Origin of the sequence: Methanothrix thermoacetophila PT (genome assembly GCF_000014945.1) — an archaeon.
Classification (GTDB): domain Archaea; phylum Halobacteriota; class Methanosarcinia; order Methanotrichales; family Methanotrichaceae; genus Methanothrix_B; species Methanothrix_B thermoacetophila.
The window spans coordinates 676291-694983 of the sequence record NC_008553.1; the positions used below are offsets into that span (position 1 = coordinate 676291).

Annotated in this window: 15 protein-coding genes and 2 CRISPR repeat arrays (1 of these 17 only partly in view); of the genes, 2 read left to right on the forward strand and 13 right to left on the reverse strand. The window is 54.1% G+C overall.

Going from position 1 to position 18693, the window contains the following annotated elements; all coding sequences use genetic code 11:
- Window positions 1–892: a CRISPR direct-repeat array (repeat unit 37 nt; unit sequence GTCGAAGAGCGAGTTCCAGGAAAACAAGGATTGAAAC) (it extends 5452 nt beyond the left edge of the window).
- A gap of 97 nt (window positions 893–989) precedes the next feature.
- Window positions 990–1692: a CRISPR direct-repeat array (repeat unit 37 nt; unit sequence GTCGAAGAGCGAGTTCCAGGAAAACAAGGATTGAAAC).
- A 10-nt stretch (window positions 1693–1702) separates the two neighbouring features.
- The 11 genes from crn3 to MTHE_RS03350 form a co-directional block, all read right to left on the reverse strand.
- The gene (gene crn3 / locus MTHE_RS03300; RefSeq protein WP_011695830.1) at window positions 1703–1972 is read right to left on the reverse strand and encodes a CRISPR-associated ring nuclease Crn3/Csx3; all 270 of its coding nucleotides are present in this window, start codon (window positions 1970–1972) and stop codon (window positions 1703–1705) included.
- A complete protein-coding gene (locus tag MTHE_RS03305) occupies window positions 1972–3186 on the reverse strand; it encodes a DUF1887 family protein (protein ID WP_011695831.1) in 1215 nt (404 codons plus the stop codon). Before MTHE_RS03305 ends, crn3 begins: the two co-directional genes overlap by 1 nt.
- Before the next feature lie 4 nt (window positions 3187–3190).
- Window positions 3191–4216 carry a type III-B CRISPR module RAMP protein Cmr6 gene (gene cmr6 / locus MTHE_RS03310; RefSeq protein WP_011695832.1) on the reverse strand — a complete coding sequence of 342 codons (1026 nt, stop codon included), beginning with the start codon at window positions 4214–4216 and terminating at the stop codon, window positions 3191–3193.
- 2 nt (window positions 4217–4218) lie between these two features.
- On the reverse strand, window positions 4219–4620 hold the full coding sequence (gene cmr5, locus MTHE_RS03315) for a type III-B CRISPR module-associated protein Cmr5 (RefSeq protein WP_011695833.1): 402 nt from the start codon (window positions 4618–4620) through the stop codon (window positions 4219–4221).
- Window positions 4617–5435 (reverse strand): type III-B CRISPR module RAMP protein Cmr4, encoded by an 819-nt coding sequence (gene cmr4 / locus MTHE_RS03320; protein WP_232840914.1) that lies wholly within the window; start codon window positions 5433–5435, stop codon window positions 4617–4619. Before cmr4 ends, cmr5 begins: the two co-directional genes overlap by 4 nt.
- Window positions 5432–6508, reverse strand: a complete 1077-nt coding sequence (locus MTHE_RS03325) for a type III-B CRISPR module-associated protein Cmr3 (protein ID WP_011695835.1) — start codon at window positions 6506–6508, stop codon at window positions 5432–5434. The genes cmr4 and MTHE_RS03325 overlap by 4 nt, the downstream gene beginning before the upstream one ends.
- Window positions 6505–8415 (reverse strand): type III-B CRISPR-associated protein Cas10/Cmr2, encoded by a 1911-nt coding sequence (gene cas10, locus MTHE_RS03330; protein ID WP_175265737.1) that lies wholly within the window; start codon window positions 8413–8415, stop codon window positions 6505–6507. The genes MTHE_RS03325 and cas10 overlap by 4 nt, the downstream gene beginning before the upstream one ends.
- Window positions 8405–9670, reverse strand: a complete 1266-nt coding sequence (gene cmr1, locus MTHE_RS03335) for a type III-B CRISPR module RAMP protein Cmr1 (RefSeq protein WP_011695837.1) — start codon at window positions 9668–9670, stop codon at window positions 8405–8407. Before cmr1 ends, cas10 begins: the two co-directional genes overlap by 11 nt.
- Window positions 9667–11373 (reverse strand): TIGR02221 family CRISPR-associated protein, encoded by a 1707-nt coding sequence (csx2, locus tag MTHE_RS03340; protein ID WP_175265738.1) that lies wholly within the window; start codon window positions 11371–11373, stop codon window positions 9667–9669. The genes cmr1 and csx2 overlap by 4 nt, the downstream gene beginning before the upstream one ends.
- Window positions 11374–11531: 158 nt before the next feature.
- On the reverse strand, window positions 11532–12401 hold the full coding sequence (locus tag MTHE_RS03345; RefSeq protein WP_011695394.1) for an IS5-like element ISMth3 family transposase: 870 nt from the start codon (window positions 12399–12401) through the stop codon (window positions 11532–11534).
- Window positions 12402–12835: 434 nt separating this feature from the next.
- A complete protein-coding gene (locus tag MTHE_RS03350) occupies window positions 12836–13606 on the reverse strand; it encodes a TIGR01458 family HAD-type hydrolase (RefSeq protein WP_232840895.1) in 771 nt (256 codons plus the stop codon).
- A 181-nt stretch (window positions 13607–13787) separates the two neighbouring features.
- On the opposite strand from MTHE_RS03350, the gene cgi121 reads away from it, so the two are divergent.
- Together cgi121 and MTHE_RS03360 are read left to right on the forward strand one after the other, a co-directional pair.
- The gene (gene cgi121 / locus MTHE_RS03355; protein WP_011695840.1) at window positions 13788–14267 is read left to right on the forward strand and encodes a KEOPS complex subunit Cgi121; all 480 of its coding nucleotides are present in this window, start codon (window positions 13788–13790) and stop codon (window positions 14265–14267) included.
- Window positions 14268–14284: 17 nt separating this feature from the next.
- Window positions 14285–14881, forward strand: a complete 597-nt coding sequence (locus MTHE_RS03360) for a DUF2150 family protein (protein ID WP_011695841.1) — start codon at window positions 14285–14287, stop codon at window positions 14879–14881.
- Window position 14882: 1 nt separating this feature from the next.
- Here MTHE_RS03360 and map read toward each other — a convergent pair whose 3' ends face one another.
- Window positions 14883–15746 carry a type II methionyl aminopeptidase gene (gene map / locus MTHE_RS03365; protein WP_011695842.1) on the reverse strand — a complete coding sequence of 288 codons (864 nt, stop codon included), beginning with the start codon at window positions 15744–15746 and terminating at the stop codon, window positions 14883–14885.
- A 143-nt stretch (window positions 15747–15889) separates the two neighbouring features.
- Complete coding sequence (gene alaS / locus MTHE_RS03370) at window positions 15890–18631, reverse strand: alanine--tRNA ligase (RefSeq protein WP_011695843.1); 2742 nt, start codon at window positions 18629–18631, stop codon at window positions 15890–15892.
- Window positions 18632–18693 lie beyond the last annotated feature (62 nt).

Consider the following 18693-nt stretch of genomic DNA (forward strand, 5'->3'; position numbering starts at 1 on the left):
AACAAGGATTGAAACTCCTTATTAGGATGTGTTCAACGCCGTCGGCATTGTCGAAGAGCGAGTTCCAGGAAAACAAGGATTGAAACCGAACGCTCTGGTCTTTGAGCGCTCGTAACTATTTTGTCGAAGAGCGAGTTCCAGGAAAACAAGGATTGAAACAAATTCCAGCCCAGGATGGGCTGAAGGCGCTCATCCGTCGAAGAGCGAGTTCCAGGAAAACAAGGATTGAAACCCCGAATGAATTCACCGTATATGGTACATCGGGAATTGTCGAAGAGCGAGTTCCAGGAAAACAAGGATTGAAACTCGCATTTAATGTGTATCGTACACACTTGAAGCCGGAGTCGAAGAGCGAGTTCCAGGAAAACAAGGATTGAAACCTCCTGGGGATACGCCCCATAATATACGTATACGTCATGTCGAAGAGCGAGTTCCAGGAAAACAAGGATTGAAACCATCGAGTGGATAAAAAAGACACTCGATGACGAGGGGTCGAAGAGCGAGTTCCAGGAAAACAAGGATTGAAACTATATTTCCCTCTCGGGAGACTCGGGAGAATTACAGTCGAAGAGCGAGTTCCAGGAAAACAAGGATTGAAACTGCATCCAGCGCTTCTGCATCATCAAAGCAATTCGAGTCGAAGAGCGAGTTCCAGGAAAACAAGGATTGAAACACGCTGCCTTCGATATCATGTCGGCGACATGCTTGTGTCGAAGAGCGAGTTCCAGGAAAACAAGGATTGAAACTACACAGCCCTGAGCCAGCGGGTCTCGGGGGCTGGTCGAAGAGCGAGTTCCAGGAAAACAAGGATTGAAACTCGAAAACGTTGTCAGCGTGCCCAGTGAACCTCCAACGTCGAAGAGCGAGTTCCAGGAAAACAAGGATTGAAACACAATTTAGGAAAAAAAAAAAGTCGAAGAGCGAGTTCCAGGAAAACAAGGATTGAAACCGGACACAATCGGGTGGACAAATCTGCTCATTCAGTTCTGGTCGAAGAGCGAGTTCCAGGAAAACAAGGATTGAAACTATGAATCGGATGCGCGACGCGATAGCATCGCTATCTGGTCGAAGAGCGAGTTCCAGGAAAACAAGGATTGAAACATCATACAGACGTGTTGCGTGTTGATTACAGAAACAAGGTCGAAGAGCGAGTTCCAGGAAAACAAGGATTGAAACCGCCATTCGAAATTCGTGGCGCGGGGGAGCCCTGGAGTCGAAGAGCGAGTTCCAGGAAAACAAGGATTGAAACTGTCACACAAAACGCGAAATCAATACCGGTATCTACAAGTCGAAGAGCGAGTTCCAGGAAAACAAGGATTGAAACCTGCGTATCTCCACGCACTGCACGGGTTGTCGAAATGTCGAAGAGCGAGTTCCAGGAAAACAAGGATTGAAACCCTCGACAACCTGACCGTTCTTCACTACTGCCTGAAGTCGAAGAGCGAGTTCCAGGAAAACAAGGATTGAAACGCCCATATCTCTTCGTGATGCTCCGCGGTCCTGCTGGTCGAAGAGCGAGTTCCAGGAAAACAAGGATTGAAACAGCAGCATCTTTTTTCACCTCATGATATCATTATGACGTCGAAGAGCGAGTTCCAGGAAAACAAGGATTGAAACTTTCTATACTGGGGATGTTGTACTTCCTTGCCTTCCTTGTCGAAGAGCGAGTTCCAGGAAAACAAGGATTGAAACGAACGCGCGGCTAAGGCGGCGTCACATCGACCACCTGCCCGGGCCTGTACGCAGGTGTGTGCGACGCGACGACGACCGCGCCGAGTCGGGGGTCAAAAACCGCGATCGCCCCCGCGGGAGAGCCGTGGAGGCGATGAAGGGCGAGACCGTATCTCCAGATCGGCGCCCGCCCCTCCACGACGACAAGCGCACCCCGCGGGATGGGCGGCAGCGGCGGCAGCGGTTCATCCGGCGCGATCGGCGACTCGACCCCGATGTGGTAGAAGACAACGCTCTCCATCAAACCGCCTGCCGTATGTTGAAGACCTGCGCAACCCTCGCGTTCAGCCGCACGTCACCTGCGAGGTACATCTGCGCAAGACTGCGAACATCTTCAGGCTTCACAATGTTGCACTCATAGAGCCTCGATCTGTCCTCCAGATGCTCCTTGATATTACCGGTCTCGGAATCGATCACGTTATCAGAGGTCGTGACAAGATAGGATCGAACACGAAGTGCTCCGAGCTGCTTCCGTATCGCCTCAATCTTGTACAGCGTATCACTCCCCTCCCTGTCGTGCTCCTGCCCGCCGCTCTTGCACTCCACGATCCTGAGGGACTGATCTGTCATGAACACAACATCCAGATCGTTCTGGAGCTTCTCGTTCTTCATTCCAATCTGCAAACCGAGATGCACATCCCAGACACGATCAAGCCCCCTCAGCAACCCCCATGTGAAGACCTCAAGCCAGCCGCCTGTGAGGAACCTGACAGCGTATTTATCCAGGGCGCCTGTGAAGTGCCCACCATCACATGCCAGACCAAAGCTCGAAGCGATCATCTCACGCAGATGACCATCGTTCAGAAATAGACCATCTGATTCTGAGATCTTGAGTCCCCTGTACCTGCCCCTCCGCTCTTTCGATATCCTCGATAAATTCGCGAGAAGCCCGAGAATGGCGCCATTCTGGCTCCTCGCCGCGATCTCTGCTGCAAGACCAAGCCACCTCCTGCTCCGCTCCTCGTTCTCCTGGACCTTGTCGTAATGGAGCACATCAAACCCATAGCCTGCGAGGAACTCAGCCACAGATATCCTGTGGCTCAGAGGTATGTCCGCTCCACCCGAGAAGTCCAGCGCCCTCGACTGGTCAGACGCGGAGACATAGATTATCCTGGCATTCTTCTTTTGCCTGAAAAACCCGTATGCTCCTATGCTCATCGGCTTCGTGCCGCCTGTGATGTTCACGATCCACTCCGCATCTCTGTATCTCTCATAGACCCCTTTCAGCGCCCTCTCAGTCTCCTCTATTGAGTCACCATCCTCCAGCGGCACGATCTCATTTCTTGTTAGGTAATCCTGACCTCCGATCGCAAGGGCTTTCAGGAATCTGTTTGCAGCCTCCCTCCTTTTCATCCCCTCGGTCTCAAGCAGCACGAGGAGATCCGGCCGCAGCTCGTGAACGCCCAGCAGGTTCGGAACATGCTGCTCGCTGATAAGACAGAGCATCGCTTTCATCCTTTCATCTCCAGGCCTTGTAACGATCCAGAGTCTTTCGCATGCTCTTTGAGGGCGCGTCTTCCCAGAGATTCATGCATTGGTATATCTGCATGATCTCCTGCCGGACCATCCCTTTGAGCTCATCATTCTCGATCGCATTCCACCTGTCAGCGAGCACTTTTGGGCACTCTTTAGCGAAATCCTCCACGCTCTTTCCCATTTCTTCGGCGAGCTTCTCCAGCCACTCGCGCCCCGGTGTCATGGGCTCTGGCGCCGCTTCCTCTGGGGTCTCTGCTTCGATGCAGGCGAACCTGCCGTATCCGACTGCGGTCTTTGCGCCCGCGCCGATCTCCTGCAGCGCCTCTTTGAGCCATCCGATCACCTTCTCGCAGTCCTGAGTGGCTTCTTTTCTCGGAATCACCCCAAAGAGGAACTCCTGGCCCTCAGCGACAGCGAGGAACGGTATCGGCACAGGGCTGTGCCAGTCAGCAGGCCAGCCCTCTGGAGGTTTATCACCTCTGTAGTACGGCCCGTAGTGAGGCGTCATTATCTCCGCCTTCAGCTCCACAGGTCTGACCGGCAGGGCGTCCAGGAAGATAACGGATCCCACACTGCCTGCGCCATCCGGTCCGAAGATCCTGCGGATCTCCCCGTTGTCCAGATTCCTCCACAGCCGCGCCCAGCCCCTCACAATTCCCTTAACAGATGAGCCAGGAAGGTACGGGATGCCGAGCGTGTGGTGCCACGCGAAGCCGTTCTCCACAGGATGGCTCCTCCCGAGGCCTGTGACGAACGGCGCGGTGGTCCTGAAGAGCATGGCCTTTCCGCCCGAATTTGAGATCAGGGAGATCACACGCTCCTTGATCTCCCTGAGGAGAGCCTCATCTCCCACATTCCTCACAACAGTCCTGATCCACTCCTTCTTGCCGTTATCCCCCAGGCTGTTGAAATCATCGTTCCACATGTCGCAGAACTTGTCGTACCAGAGCCCTGCGTTTCCTTCTACACACTTGGGCTCAGAGATGGTTCTGTAAAGAGGCAGTGGCATGATCACGCCTCCTTATCCTTCTCCAGGAAGGCCTGGCTGAACTTCTTCAGCCATTCAAGGTACGCCAGCGCCTCAGCCTGGGCGAGAACGTACTGCTTCTGATCGCCATCAACAATCGCCTTCATCAGATTCTCCTCAGCTGAGTAGATTCTCCTCGTGCGAATCCAGCCCGCGACCAGCTCGTAGAGCTTGTTATGGGCTTTTTTGTCGTCACTCATCTCCCCCGCCCTGCCCGCAGCTGCAAGCTCGCCAGCCATCGCCTGGCCCAGGCCGTTCATCACTATGGCAGGAGGCAGGCGCTCCACATAGCTCCGGAATTTGCCCGCCCAGCTTTCACCCCTGATGGAGTTCACAGCCTCCAGCGCATGTTTCGCACGCTCCTGCTCCAGACTCCTCTCACTCATCTCCCCTCACCCTGCTCCAGGATCTTCACAGCAAACCACCCCATCCCCACGGTCTCGTTCCCGCCGAGCTGTAGGTAGGGCTTCGTCTCGAACATAGACTGCACTTTGCCCAGCGCACCATCCTTGCGCTCGAATACCATCGCATACATCAGGGTGTCTGGAGCTAGCGCCTCCTCGTACCAGAGGTTCTTGCTCTTCTTGTTGTCATCCAGCTTGTTTCTGGCGATCACAGGCAGGCCATAGCTGGCAAACCACCCGAAATCATCATCGCTGATGATCACAAGCTGCCTCTCGAGCCTGGATGCGGTCTGCTTGTGAGGCACCATCTTCTTCAGAGCATCAATCAGCGCACCATCTATCCCGTTAGATCTCTGGAACTCCCTCTCCTCCAGGAAGATCTGATTTAGATCGTCGGTGCAGCAGGCTTTACCCCTTTCAACGCTCGCTCCCTCAAATCCATCAGATATGCCGCAGAGCCTCATGTCCCTGCTCAGCCTCTCCAGGATGTGTGGACAGGTGACCCACCTGTAAGATCCGGTGAGGCTCCTCACCGGAAGGAGGAGAAGCCTGGCGTCGGATACCAGCACATCTCCCGCCCTGTCCTGGTCGCCGAAAATCGATTCGTCCATCCCTCTCTCTCTGGCAGCGTCCCTCAGCGCGCCTTTCAGACTGGATCCAGCTATTACCGGATAGCTGGTCACAGCCTCTCTCGCCACAGGCAGATCCACAAAACCCTCAGACCTGCCTGCTCCTGAATGTATGTGGGTTTCGGCAAGCATGCCGAGCATCATGCCTCTCATGATCTCCAACCTCACCAAATGCCTAGAGCAATCTCTCCAAAACCAAATCCTGTGTACTCTCCTATCCTGCTCACGCTCATAACATCGTTCAGCTCATCCGCCTCAGCCTCGCAGAACCAGACGGATCCCGGTGGAATGAACGGCTTGAGCTCCACAGGTCTCCTGTTAACAGAATCCCAGCCACCGATGCGAAGGGCTCGCCCCACGCAGGCTGATACGACCTCCCCAGGAACCCCGGGGATGCTCTCTCCCGGACGGGGCCACCTCCCCAGAAACGCCGGGGTGATATGCACCAGCGTGAATCTGACCCGTCCGTCGATCGGCCCGATCTCCTGCCTGATCTCAGAGACGCCTTTTCCGGGGCTGAGCATCTCGACACACCCCATCCGCCCCTCTCCGCCGATGGGCATCACCGCGCCGTCCAGCTTTTCCAGGAGGCCCTCATCGATCCCCTCAACGCCCATGATCAGATGCACTCCGCGCACAAGCCTGATCCTGTTTATCGAGTAAAGATGCGCTTCCTTAGCTGTTCTTGTATCCCTTTCTCTCTCAAGACCGACAGCGTACTCCGTCCCCCATAACTCCTCCCTCGGGATCACCCGTCCCTCCGGAACCTCTCCCCTCAATACCTGTTTCAGCTGATCTCCATTTACGTATCCTGACAGCTGCTTCATGCCATCGATTTTCTCCGCTGTGGGAAGCCTGACCCTTCCAAGATCGCACTCCACCTCCTCCCCGGGACGGAGTAGCCTCATCTCGTACCCGCTGTCGTTCCTCTTCCCGAGTAGGTTCAGCGGCGCTGGATACAGCATCTCTGGACCGCGATCTCCCTCCCTGCAGAGCAGCGGTCCCCTGAACCTGAGACCAGCCAGATCATACCCATCCCCGAGCACCCTGCAGATCTCTTCACTCCACTTCCCTTCACGCCAGCCCATGCTCCGGGCGAGGTGCGCCCTTATCGCTCCGACCACAGTGAACGCGCTTGGGGGAAAGAGCCCCCCAACGTCTGATGTCGCCTCTCCCAAATGGAACGGCCTTCCGTCCCTGAAGAACCAGGAATCCACCGGGGTGATTCTGAGATAAATCATTCCTGAACCCCCTTCTGTGACAGGAACTTCACAAGCAGCATGCCATCCGCGCAGATCTCCTTGCCAGTTGCCCGCTCATGCTCAGGGCCCCGGTGCCTCCGGCTCACAGAAAGAAGATCTCTCACGTATCTCACCGCGCTGTCGCGTACCTCCTCTGTTATCTCAGATCTGTGCTCAAGCGCGTTGAGGTATTCGGCCTGCAGGAGCGTCTCTATATCCAGACCTCCGAGATGTGAGAGATCGAAGAACATTCCCGGGCTCCATCTCTGCTCGCCGGCGAGCATGAGCAGCAGCTCTCTCGACTTGTAGAAGAACGAGCTCGACGCCTCTATGCCGTCAGGTTTCTCTGAGAGATTCTTCGCCAGCCGCTCCAGAACGACCTCGTTCTCTGGAGATACAGCACCCTTCCAGGAGCTGACCCATCTGCAGTACCTGCCGCTGCCCTTGAGGACGCTGACAGCCATGCTTCCCCTGCCGTTCTCATCCTTCGCTATATCGTCCAGGATGGAGTGCGCCTCTCGCATAACAGAGCGGAGCGGCACGCGATGGCTGGCGAAGACCAATCCCGCTGATATGGTCGCCTCCATCCCCTGAGCTTCGAACGACTCCGCGAAACTGACAGAGAGCCTGTACGCGCAGCTCATCGCTCTTTCAACAGGCAGCATCGCGAGGACGTCGTCTCCACCCGCGTACACCAGGACTCCAAGGTTATCGTGCACGACACGCTCAACATCTTTTGCGAAGGATGCAAGAGCTCTGCTCACAGCCTCTCCACTCTCCCTGATCAGCCTCCCCATGTTGTCCCCGTCCATGAGGAGCATGGCGTAGAATGGAGAGGGTTTCCCTTTTTTATTGTAAAGCTCCTCAAGGCATTCAATAAGCTCTTCCCGCCTTCTCCTCACATCCTCCGGTTCATCCCCATCCTCCGGGGTCATTTTGAGTGGGGTGCTCTTCGGGTTCTTCAGGGAGGTGGTGTGGTAGAAGTTCGCATCGATCTCCAGGAACAGGTCTTTCCTTCCGAAGATCTGCTCTGCAACACCCTTTCTCTGTATGTGCTCCGCATAGCTAAACGCCTTTTTCGCGTAGTCGTTCGCATAATCCCTCTCAGCTGATTCAATTACAGCACTGAGCCATGGTATCGCTGCCACGTAGAGCGTGGAGGGCCAGCGATCCGCGGAGACCTCCCATCCTATGGCATCCTCTGCCACCGATGGGAACATCCTCTTGATCAGGGCGATCGCGCAGAGCCGTTCATCGCTTCTGAGATCCATCCCGCTGGTCTCCTGGCGTATCTCTTTCCAGAAATCATCCTGCTTTTTCCTCTCAATGGATCTCACATAGCCTGAGATCTCCTGCCAGTCGCTCATGATCGTGCAGTGATCTCCCCATTCAATGGTCGGTCGACCGTCTGACCAGTCTGTGCAGATCCTCCAGTTCTTGCGCGCCTCCATTCCCTCCATCGCGCCGATCGTCCAGTGGATCTCCCAGAAGTTATTCACCTGCCTCTCCCAGATCTCACGCGTGTTCTTTCCCTGATCTGCGACGCCCTCCACGTATTTATTCCAAACACAGTCTGCGATCTTCTTCCACCTGCTCCTCACACCCTCCGCGGCGCTTCTGGCAGCGCCAGCAGGGTCTTCCGCAGATGCCACGAACCTGTTGGGAAGTGTGCCGATCCGGGGTGGTGCACCCTCACCATCACTCTCGATCCAGCGGAGCAGCTGATCTCCCTCTACATCTGGAACCTTTATTCTGCCATCACATCTCCGTATCTCAGCCATGGCGCATCCGGAGAGGTACGAGAGGAGAAACGAGCCGCTCCAGAGGTCTCTCGTACGGCGCGCCTGCGCGATGAACCCCTGAACAGGACCGATTGTGAAGTTTATTTCGGAACTGCTATCGCTCATGCTCATTTGGATACACCCTCTTAAAACTCGAATTAAGGAAATCCCTGATCACCATGAGCTCCTCAGCCTCTTCTGTGTCCAGATTGACGCGAGATTCCGGGAAGCTGCTGGAGTCCACCGACATCCTCCAACCACCATCCTTTTTCTTTTCTTCCGTGGCCCTTATCAGAATTTGTTCATCTGATGGCAGGAACATCGCGGGCATGAGGGTTGCAACCGCGGTGTACTGCGTGCCCACCATCTGGACGTGGATCAGCAGCGGGCTTGCCCTGCGATTGTGGTTTGTACCTCTTATCTCGAGGTTCTTTTCCAGATCCTTGAAGTGATAGTTGTGAGGCAGACCGAAGAAAAGGCGCCGTGGATGTCCGTTTACCTGTTCCCCCAGAGCTATCTTCTTGGCGAGCGCTGTGTCCGCTTTGAATCCTTTCTTGGCGAGCGCTGTGTCCGCTTTGAATCCTTTCTTGGCGAGCTCTGTGTCCGCTTTGAATCTACTCTGTATCCTTTTTCCGCTTGACTTCCCCCTTGTGCCCAGACGATACTCAATCATCGCATTGCCAACCCCGTCCAGAAGGCCCAAGGGGTCGGTGTTCATATTTTTAAAAAGATATATCTCTGTCTTCGGGCTAAAAGCGGTGTATTCTGGGAGCGTGTCGTACAGATTCAGACACTTTATAAACTTCCGTATCTCTTCCTTCAGCTGATCTTTGCTGTTAGGGCATTTGAATTTCGTTTTGCCGTCCACATTCAGCTCGATCAGATTGAACGAGCCGAATCCTCTCCTCGATCTCGATCCGAGGCCTCCAAATAAGCCCATGGCGATCAGGGCCTTCGAGAGCTGATCTGCGATTGATTCAGAAGGAGCTTTCTCATCGCTATTTTTCGGCCGAATCCGGATCCTCAATATCGCATCAACGGGCGGTTTAAGATAATCTCGAGTCAGCTTTCCCTTCTCTATGGGACCGTATCCCAGGTACATCAGGCCCTGGCGTTTTTCAAAAAAGCTTTCGTTTGTGAATTTTGCATTCGCTCCACACAGATCCATGATCACCCCGGACTGCCCGTGCTCTGTGCTCCCGAAGATCCGGCCCTCCAGATCTCGAATCTTGCTGAGATCCCCTTTACACCAGTTCCATGCGAGAGCGCGCCACCAGAACCTGAGGGCACCCTTTATGCCCGGAACGCGCAGCTCCGGCGTACTCTGATCTGCCCCGCCCATGAAGAGCGGTGTAACGATACGGAACTTCGCCTCTATCATATCCCTGCATCCTCCAAAAAGACCACCTCCCCCTCGACGTAAGGGTTCAGATTCTGCTCCTCAATTGAACGATTATCGATGACCGCGATCCATCTGACATTTCTTCCCAACCGCTCTGCCCTCCTTGCCAGCTGGATGACCGCATACTGCATGGCAGCTGTGCCACCCGTCAGGTTGCACACAACCTCATCGAATCTGACGAGAAGCTCCCCTGAGTTGACAACGATGGTTTTGCCATCGTCAAATGAATGTGCATCCATTTCCTTAACATCGAAATCGCCACTGTAACTGGCCATTCTGGCGAGCTCATCCCATCTGCCCACAGTTTCGTGTGATGCAATCACCAGGCATAACTCTGGATTCACATTCCTCAGAGCGGTATAGAGAAAGCCTGGGTGAAGGCCAAGTGCCGAGATCAGAAGCCTGCCAGAGCCACCTCCAAAACCGCAATCCCAAAACGAATTGTCGTCGAGACGCTGCTTCAGATCGTCCCACCACTTCGGGATCCCGATTTGTTTATCACTCACAATATCTTTCGTCATCCCATAATGGTGCAACTTATTTCTGGCGTCGATAACGGAGCTCCATATACCAGCAAGCTCTTTCCTGTCTTTTGTAAGATCTGCGCTGTTCTTTTTGCTGTAATCCATGAGGGCTCCAATACATCGTTCGATCTTCTCTCGCTGTGATTTGTCGAGCCAGCTATTCCTGCCATCCTCATCTTCGAGCATTAGCCTGCTTATGATAAGCTCTCTGATCAGCCCGATAGCGTTGTTGTGGTAACCTGCCTCGAAGTATGCATCTATTAGCTTCTCCTGCCTGTGGATCTCCCCGATATCGAGAATGAGATCTTTCTTTTCAACGCCCTCTGGCAGCCTGAAGCGCTCTGCTGCATTTTCTATCTCCAGCAGCAGATCCTCTGCCAGGAGGATCTTTATTGCTGAAAGATCTCCCTCCACACGAAGCTCTTCTATCAGCCTCTGCAGATCTGCTGAAGCCATGCCGATCTCCACTGGAAGGCCTATGCCGAACAGCTCTGCGAACTCCTTTGCAGCGCTGGAGACCGCGCTGTATTTCTTTTTAGTGGAGGGAGGTATGTTCGTATCCGGCTTTATCACATCTCTCTTGTATGCAAGCAACTTATCCGCAAGGGCCTTCGGGTTGCTCATATCCCTGAAGGACTGAACGACTCGGAACCAGTCGATCATCTCAAGGAGGATGCTCAGATCGATGAATGGTGTTGCACCATCAGGGTTCTTTGCATCCAACCTTCCGTACCAGATCTTTTTGATCTTAACATCCTTCAGAGCCTTCAGATACAGGCATGCGGTGAAGAACAGAAACGGGTAGTGCCTGAAGCCGTGCGTCACATCCAGGATGAGCTCTGCCTTCTCCGGTATCTTCTCCAGCATGTTATGCAGGGTCGCCTGAAGATCGCCAGCGCTGACGCCGCTGTGGACACGCGTGGGCTCACACATGACAGGCAGCTCCTCCCTGAGCAGGGGAAACGTCTTTTCGAGAACCTCCTCCGTGCAGAGGGCCAGCACTCTATCGAACCGCTCATCTTCCGGAAGCAGATTGTACAGAGCCACAGGGGACAGGAGGGACTTGCAGGTTCTGTTCCCCAGTGTGTACGTCGTCTCCTTTGGGTTGAGCCCCAGGGCAGTCAAAAGAACGCGATTATCCATAATGTATCGATCCATACAAATCTTCAGCCGGCAGTTAATGCACAGTAAACTAAAACCCATACAGGAATTATTAAAAAATGTCGGTCGATGGTACCCATTTAACTGCTGTGTTGGATAAGTAGCTTTATATTCATATATTCTCTCTTATTCTTTCAAGAATCTTCGTCATAATGTTATACGCTTAAAATTATAGTATAAAATGTGAACATCCTGCGTACTTCGCGAATCATGCCTTCCTTCGAAGTGGCCCTCACAGTCTCGCCAAATATCCTCTTAATTGCTGAGAATACACTTTCAGCCGCCCACCTTCTTCCATATCCATGCACAATTTTCCAACTGTGGTATCCATACTTCATAAACTCAAGAACTGGTTCGGCTCTGGACGAGCCTGCTTTGACGATAGCATTCTTCCTGATCTTGATTCCAGGCATATCTACGCCCTTCTCTTTCATGAAATCGAATACCCCCTCCTTATCATAAGCTCCATCCATCAGTGAATCTTCAAGCTTAACATCTTCCAGCAGCGGTTTTACCATCTCATGATCAGTGACGGTCTCATCGGTTATCTCGAAGGTTACGGGCTTCCTTGTTTCAACATCTACGGCGATATGCACTTTTATCCAGCCTCTGCGTTCAACACCATGACTTTCTCTCATCCAGTCGCCTCTATTCGTAACCTTCATTCCTGTTGAGTCAACTGCGACCACTAAATCGTTATCAGGTATTGGAATATTCAACTCCAAATTCGTAATCCTCTGCCATAATGTCGAATAATCGGCAGCCAACAGCCCAGGAACAAATCCGCTTAGCGCCTGAATAAATCCTTCGAGCTGCCTGTATGGTAAATGAAGAAAGGCGTATGCTAAACCACAAAATTGAATAAATGTCTCAGGATAGCGATAGGGTCTGCCATTCTTGTTCTTATTCATCTTCAGTAGCTCTTCATCCCAATTATTCACAAAGTCAGTGCTAAGGTAAAACCATCCTCGCCTAACCAATTTCTCATTGTATTCGCGCCAATTGCGGTTATCCTCATAGGCCATGAAATATATTATATATTTTCCTAGTTTAAATAGTTATCCAACACAGCACATTTAACGGAAAATATGACGATTATGATGTACATTTTTGGGCCTGAAATTCCGAAACCTTCAGCCACCAGCATCTGTTTAAAGGATGTTGTAACTGTTCTCGCTCTTATGTGTTCAGCAACTTGGAGGTCATGCAGTAGGTTGCTGAATACACTCATCCGCTCGCCAGGAGCGCATAGCATGACTGCTGCCTCTCCGGGCAAGTTATCAGATGGATAAGAGCGACTGTTCTTATGCTTCTGGCCACTTTAAAAACTGTCCTGAGCTGTGCTTGTTCTGCTGCACGACTCGGCAGATGAATCTGCTTGATTCGGTAGCTGAGCAAACAATGCTGCCAGCAGAATGAGCGCATATGCAATGTGCAGGAGTAAGCACTGAGGCGAATCTCAGAGCCATCTGGCGAGATCCGCGATCGAGTCCAGGACACAGTCTGGCCTCACTCCCGATCTCTCCACATGCTCCGGGCGGTATTTCCCAGTTCTGACAAGAATGCCGAGCATGCCGACCCTCTGGGCTCCGCCGACATCTGTGATTATGTCGTCCCCGATCATAGCAGCATCCTGTGGATTCACGCCCATATCATTCAGAGCGAGGCTGAAGAATTCCGGCGATGGCTTGCCCACGAGCTCCGCTCTCTTTCCGGTCGCATACTCAAGCGCTGCAACAAACGGTCCCGCGGAGAGGACGAGCCCCTCGGACTCCCTCCAGTACCTGTCCATCTCAAGAGCTATCATATCAGCTCCCTCCAGGACGTGATTGAACGCCCTGTTCAAACGCTCATATGTGAAGTTGCTTCCCGCATCTCCTATAACCACAAAGTCCGCCTCGTCCTCGACAAGCGCGATGCCCGCATCCTCGAAGTCCCTGTGAACGTCACCTGTAGAAATAAGATAGCACCTTCTCTTCCCGGATCGATGGATCCTCTCGATTGCCGCAACAGATGGCGTGAAGATACGCTCAGGCTGTATTCTGTATCCCATCTCAGAGAGCCGCTTCGCAACGGATGCCCTGCATCTCCGAGTGGAGTTTGAGATGAATCTGAAGCTGTACCCCTTCTCCTCCATCAGCTCCAGACACTCCCTCGCTCCGGGAACTGGGTTTCTTCCAACATACAGCACGCCATCAAGGTCCATGAGAAACGCAGAGATCCGCGACATCATATCAGTGAGATATTTCTCAAAAGATAAATGTAGCTCTCAATCCCAGTGTCCAAATGAGGATTAGGTGTTTCCGGCATGCAAACGGAGAAGGTCCGGATTTCCCGGCCAAAGCTCCTATTCGGACAGGCCCTCCCAACGTACCACAACCTATTAAAAACCCGGAAATCTTCGGGTTGTTATGCGGCTACTCTTCGGCAGGCCGATTCCAGGCATAGTTAACGCCATAAAAAACCTCAGATCGAAAGGGTATCTGATCCAGGCACTTGATGCTGCAATGGTTGTGAGCGAGAGGCATGTCTTTTACGCAGCCGAGAAGGCCATAGCAGCATTCCAGGAGGGCAGAAACGTGGCGAAGGATCTCGGCATTGAGATCCTGAGATACGCATCCGGCCAGAGGCAGATAGAGAAGGCGCTATCTCTGGGAGTGTCGGATGCGGCAGAACGCGTGGCCCTGCTCATCGTCGACGATCTGGAGGATGATGAGGTCAGGAGGATAACAGGCATGCTTATAGAGCCAGATGATCTGGGGATTCGATTCGACGCTGAGCGGGTGAGGAGATTTTATGATATATCAGATGCTGAGATCGAGGCTGCTGGAGAGGACAGGATACCGGATCTGGTTCTGGAGAGAGTGGCGCTGGTCGATGCATACAGGTAGCACTGGAGGGAGAGAGCATGAAAGAGGAGTTCTACACACAGAAGCGCTGGCTGAACTGGATGAACAAGGTGAAGGAGAGCCAGTTCAAGTTCCCCGAGTCTGAGCAGGATGCTGGAGGGGCTGTCTTTGTGTATATCATGGACGATGTGATCCTGGCATGTTTAAAGGTATTAGCCAGACTGGAGAAAGGTATGCTCACTCAGGATGAGGCGCTTGAGACTATAAGAAGCATAAGAGATATCGTCTCAACAGAGCACGAGAGCCTTGGAGAGGATGCGGACCTGATGCTCGCCTCGCTTAGGACTTCGCTGGCCGCAGTATTCGAATCATGCAACAGCTACATCCTGGGGGATTACGACAAAGATCGCAGATTGGATGAGATGATCAACGAGGCGGTGAGGGCAGAGGCGGAGGGAAGGATTGAGGACGCCCTGGCTGTTGTGGGCAACATCGGCGCGAGGGTTATAGCCGGGGAGAAGCCGCCGGAGATCCCTGATATGGATTATTGCGTTGTAGCTGAGCTCCTTGATGGAATAGATGCGATAGCCGCTGCAATGGTCGGGGATACGAGCTACAAGGAAGAGGACGGGAGCCCGCTCGAGGAGGAGGTATGAGCTACCGTGTAATGATCTCGCATCCGCTCTCCGTCACTATCACAGTGTGCTCCGCCTGCGAGACAATCGCGCCCTCCACCTCCCAGAGCACAGGATATGTGTGAACAGCACCAGCCCGGATCAGTCTCTGGAGAGAGTAGTCTATGCTCTCCCCCCTCAGCCAGCGGCGCGCGAACGGCAGTCCTTTAAACCTCGTCTCTATCTCAGAAAGCAGCGCCCTCGCTCTCCTGTCCCTGACAGGCCTGCGGGATGTGAGCCCGAATATCTCGACCAAAGGCGCATCTGAGATCCTTCCAGAGCCGTTCGTCGCAAAAGGCTCTATCGCGATCACATCACCTGGCCTGAGCTCCACGCCTGATGTGCAGGACCTGTTGGGCACGGTCGGCTCTGTGTGAGCATTGAACCTGGAGAGGCCGTGGCCGGTCAGGTTTGATACGGGCTTGAATCCAAATCCCTCGATCGCAGACTCGATCGCCCTTCCAATCTCACACGTGCTCACTCCCGGTCCGACCAGCTCTATAGCTGCATCCAGAGCCGCCCTGGATGCATCCACGAGCTCCGGATGTCCGCTCAGGTCGACGGTCACAGCCGCATCCGCGATGTAGCCATCGACATGCACCCCTATGTCGAGCTTCACCATCTCCTCGCCGAAGACTGCATCATCATTCGGTTTCGGAGTGTAATGAGCGGCCTCGCGATCCCGAGATATGTTGCATGGGAATGCTGGCTCTCCACCCATCTCCCGGATGGTGTTTTCCACGTAATCCGCAACCCCCAGAAGCGATACGCCGACGTCTATCTTCGCAGAGGCCTTTCCGAGGACGTCCGCAAGTATCCTGCCTGCAGTCCTGTATTTTCTCAGCATATCATCATCCATAGAGACAGGCGCATCTGGACCTGCGCCCAGCTCACCTCCTCAGAGCAAAGATGCGATCTCACATACATGCAGATCTCCTACATTCTGCCCGCAGAGGAGCAGCTTCCTCTTTGGACTTCCCCGCGGATAATCTAAACCTGAAGCGCCTTTCGGGCTGCGCTCATCCCTGCATCGATGGCTGCCCTCAACCCTCCGACGTTTGGACCTCCTCCCTGAGCAAGATCCGGCTTTCCTCCTCCACCTCCTCCGATGTACTTTGCAGCAGCTCTCACGATATCAGCAGCGTTCAGCCCTCGCTCGAGCCCGGATCTTCCCACAGAGACGACGATCTTGGCAGCCCCACCGCTTGCCCCGCCCAGTATCGCGGTTATGTCCCTCTCAGAGAGCATCGTCGCGGCCTTGAGCAGGGTCTCGCCATCCGATTCCCCCATGTCCCTGGCGACGATACTCACACCATTCACATCCACAGCCTCTGATGAGAGCGTGAGTATCCGGATCCCGGCGATCTCCTCTTTCAGATGCTCTATCACCTTCTGCTGATCCTTCCACTCCTCAAAGAACCTGAAGACCGTCCTGGGAAGCTGCTCTATCGGCACCCGCAGAATGGAAGCAGCCTCCGCGAGAATATCGTCCCGCTCCTGTATTCTCTGCACAGCTGCCTCTCCAGCCGCGAACTCTATCCGCTCCACGCCATCCTGAACCCTCTCGGTCCTGAGTATCTTTATCGGGCCGATCATTCCTGTGTTCGTGACATGAGTACCGGCGCAGGCCTCTATGTCAGACCCCACCCTGACGACGCGGATCTCCCTGCCCGGAGGCACGCCTCCCTGGTAGAGCTGGAATCCGAAGAGCCTCTCAGCCTCCTCGCGCGGCATGAATTCCGTGATCACGGGGATCATCTCCATCACGCGCCTGTTCGCCTCGAGCTCTATCGCCTTCAGCTCCTCATCAGAGATCCTCCTGTAGTGGGATATGTCCAGCCTGGCCCTGTCCTCACTCTTCTGAGCGCCGGCCTGCCAGACGTGCCTCCCCAGAACACGCTTCGCGGAGTCGTTGACGATGTGCGTGGCCGTGTGGTGCCTCGCATGCGCCATTCTCCTTCGCATATCGATCCTTCCGGTGACCCTGTCGCCTGGTGAGAGCCCCTCCTGCTCCACCCGGTGGAGGACAACGCCATCTATCATCTGGACGTCATTGACGTTAAACACCTGCCCGTCCCTCACCAGGACACCACGATCCGCCGGCTGGCCTCCACCTTCAGGATAGAAGAGGGTTCTGTCAAGAACAACAGACCCCTCGAATATCCCGAGGACTGTCGCATCGAACTCCTGATCGAAGGGCCTGTAGTAGAAGAGGCGCTCGGTCTTCTCGAAAGGCGGCGAGCGTGTCTCGACCTCTCTCTGCTCAGCCCTGCTGTGGGTCGATGCGACTATGGAGTAGAAGTTGTCCGGCAGCTCCACATCCACGCCGAGTGCGCCTGCTGTCTCCCTGGCGATCTCGGGAGGGATCCCGTGAGTGTCGTATAGTGATACGAGCTCTGTGAGGGGTATTCTTCCGCCCTTCTTCGAGTAATGCGATGCGATCTTGGAGACCATCCTGCTCCCCTTCTCCAGGGTCTCTGCGTACCTCTCCTCCTCCAGCGACAGGATCTCCGAGATCGTCTCCATCCGCTCCCTCCAGTCATCGTAATCGAGTTTTGATATCTGCATCTCAACGATCTCTGAGAGCGGGATCTCCAGCTTCAGATCTTTCATCATCCTGAGGGTTCTGCGAATCACGAGCCTCGCGAGGTAGCCGGCCTTTACATTCGAGGGTATTATCCCATCGCCGAGCATGTATGCCAGGCACCTTGTGTGATCCGCGATCGCGTAGATCCTCTCCATCGGCGCCATTATGCGCTCAAGCCTCTCAGGAGTCGTGTTTATGCTCTCCGCGATCCTCTTTCTCAGATCCCTCAGCGATGCCTCCCCGAGATCGATCATGCCTGCGAGCCTGGCATTTCTCGCGAAGATCTCCGCGTACTCTGGGTCATGAAGATCGTGCTCCACACCTGCCAGATCGGAGAGCTCTCTCACGATGTCCGGGAAGACCGCGTCGTATATCGTGGGCGATCCCTTGGATGCCCACACGAACCTCTCAAGCCCGTATCCTGTGTCAACGATGTAGTTGTCCATCCGGCTGTAGCGCTCGCCCTTTATGACGTACTCTCCACTGGAATCAAGCCTCAGATTCATGAAGACCAAAGTCGCGAGCTCGAGGCCTCCAACGAGCACCTCTAGGCTCGGACCGGCGTTGCCGCCTCCTGCCCATGGCGACTCCTTGTACGTGATGCTCTCAGGATCAACACCCAGCCCGAGGAGGAGCTCATCACAGAGCTCCACAGTCCTGTCCTTCCAGTAGATCTCGTGTTCTTTTGTGTTGAAGACATGATGCGCCATCATCTCAAACGTCGTGAGATGCCTGCCGCTTCGCCCCACCGAATCGAGATCGTCGAGCCTGATGCACGGCTGGGATATGGTGAGGGGGTTCGCAGGCGGCGGGACCTGGCCTGATGTCACAAAAGGCTGGAAGTCAGCTATCGATGCTATTGTGAGGTAGATGTCGTCCCTCCATCTCGCAACAACCGGGTATCTCTGCACCCTCGTATGCCCGTGCGCCTCGAAGAAGCTCAGGTAATGCTCGCGCATCGAGTCCAGTTCCATCTCCCTGAAAACAGGAGAGCCTATGAATGAGTACGGATCGCACGGCGGATCCCCGCAGGTCCTCCTCGAGGCGTCCCTGGTCCAAAAACTGCCCCCGCAGCTCTCGCACACCTTGCGAACAAAACCCTCTGTCCTGAAGAATTCCAGTTGGTACTCGTCCTCGGGAAACATGTCAATCTACCAGCGTGATACAGAGCGAATATCTTATCAGCTCTAAAAGACTTTCTGAGCAT

Bases quoted from the DNA above. Each gene is read 5' to 3' on its own strand.
- crn3 (WP_011695830.1), bottom strand. From the start codon at position 1,972: ATGGAGAGCGTTGTCTTCTACCACATCGGGGTCGAGTCGCCGATCGCG.
- MTHE_RS03305 (WP_011695831.1), bottom strand. From the start codon at position 3,186: ATGAAAGCGATGCTCTGTCTTATCAGCGAGCAGCATGTTCCGAACCTG.
- cmr6 (WP_011695832.1), bottom strand. From the start codon at position 4,216: ATGCCACTGCCTCTTTACAGAACCATCTCTGAGCCCAAGTGTGTAGAA.
- cmr5 (WP_011695833.1), bottom strand. From the start codon at position 4,620: ATGAGTGAGAGGAGTCTGGAGCAGGAGCGTGCGAAACATGCGCTGGAG.
- MTHE_RS03325 (WP_011695835.1), bottom strand. From the start codon at position 6,508: ATGATTTATCTCAGAATCACCCCGGTGGATTCCTGGTTCTTCAGGGAC.
- cas10 (WP_175265737.1), bottom strand. From the start codon at position 8,415: ATGAGCGATAGCAGTTCCGAAATAAACTTCACAATCGGTCCTGTTCAG.
- cmr1 (WP_011695837.1), bottom strand. From the start codon at position 9,670: ATGATAGAGGCGAAGTTCCGTATCGTTACACCGCTCTTCATGGGCGGG.
- csx2 (WP_175265738.1), bottom strand. From the start codon at position 11,373: ATGGATCGATACATTATGGATAATCGCGTTCTTTTGACTGCCCTGGGG.
- MTHE_RS03345 (WP_011695394.1), bottom strand. From the start codon at position 12,401: ATGGCCTATGAGGATAACCGCAATTGGCGCGAATACAATGAGAAATTG.
- MTHE_RS03350 (WP_232840895.1), bottom strand. From the start codon at position 13,606: ATGTCGCGGATCTCTGCGTTTCTCATGGACCTTGATGGCGTGCTGTAT.
- cgi121 (WP_011695840.1), top strand. From the start codon at position 13,788: ATGCGGCTACTCTTCGGCAGGCCGATTCCAGGCATAGTTAACGCCATA.
- MTHE_RS03360 (WP_011695841.1), top strand. From the start codon at position 14,285: ATGAAAGAGGAGTTCTACACACAGAAGCGCTGGCTGAACTGGATGAAC.
- map (WP_011695842.1), bottom strand. From the start codon at position 15,746: ATGCTGAGAAAATACAGGACTGCAGGCAGGATACTTGCGGACGTCCTC.
- alaS (WP_011695843.1), bottom strand. From the start codon at position 18,631: ATGTTTCCCGAGGACGAGTACCAACTGGAATTCTTCAGGACAGAGGGT.